Source organism: Aquipuribacter aurantiacus, assembly GCF_051216895.1.
Taxonomy (GTDB): domain Bacteria; phylum Actinomycetota; class Actinomycetes; order Actinomycetales; family JBBAYJ01; genus Aquipuribacter.
This window is the reverse complement of the sequence record NZ_JBPKAO010000041.1, coordinates 1-786: the sequence shown is the minus strand read 5'-3', so window position 1 is coordinate 786 and position 786 is coordinate 1. Positions and strand designations below refer to the sequence as shown.

Sequence of the window (786 nt, the reverse complement as noted above, 5' to 3'; positions counted from 1 at the left end):
GCGGACGGGCGGACGGGCGGAGGGGCGAGCGGGGCGGGTAGCGCCGGGCCGCCCGCCCCTGGTGCGGCACCTCTCGCAGCACGCCCCTGGTGCGGGCGTTCTCGCCGCACGCCGCCCGACGACGACGCCCGGCCCTCCTGGACGGAGGACCGGGCGTCGGGGGACGGTGCGGCGCGGTCAGTCGACCTTGCCGAGCGTCCCCAGGTACAGCTCGATGACCTTGGGGTCGTTGGCCAGGGCCCGGCCGGCGCCGGTGTAGGCGTTGCGGCCCTGGTCCAGGACGTACCCGCGGTCGCAGATCTGCAGGCACCGTCGGGCGTTCTGCTCGACCATGATGACCGAGACCCCTGTGGCGTTGATCTCCCGGGTGCGCAGGAACACCTCGTCCTGCTTGGCCGGCGACAGACCCGCAGACGGCTCGTCGAGCAGCAGGACGCTCGGGTCCATCATGAGCGCGCGACCCATCGCGACCATCTGCCGCTCACCGCCGGACAGCGAGCCCGCCCGCTGCGAACGACGCTCGCCGAGGGTGGGGAACAGGTCGGTGACGACGCCGAACCGCTCCTTGAACTTCTTCGGCGCCTGGTAGCAACCCATCTGCATGTTCTCCTCGATGGTGAGGGAGGGGAACACGTTGTTGTTCTGCGGGACGAACCCGACACCCTTGCTGACGAGCTTGTTGGCCTTGAGGCCGGTGATCTCCTCGCCGCGCAGCGTGATGCTGCCCTCTCGCACCTTGACCAGGCCGAACATGGACTTGAGCAGCGTCGACTTGCCGGCCCCGTT

General features: G+C 70.4%; 1 protein-coding gene. It reads right to left on the bottom strand.

Annotated elements, in window-relative coordinates; translation table 11 throughout:
• Positions 1–177 precede the first annotated feature (177 nt).
• Positions 178–786 (bottom strand): ABC transporter ATP-binding protein (locus tag ACR80Q_RS18310; RefSeq protein WP_435379086.1); only part of this gene is annotated, 609 nt, incomplete at its 5' end.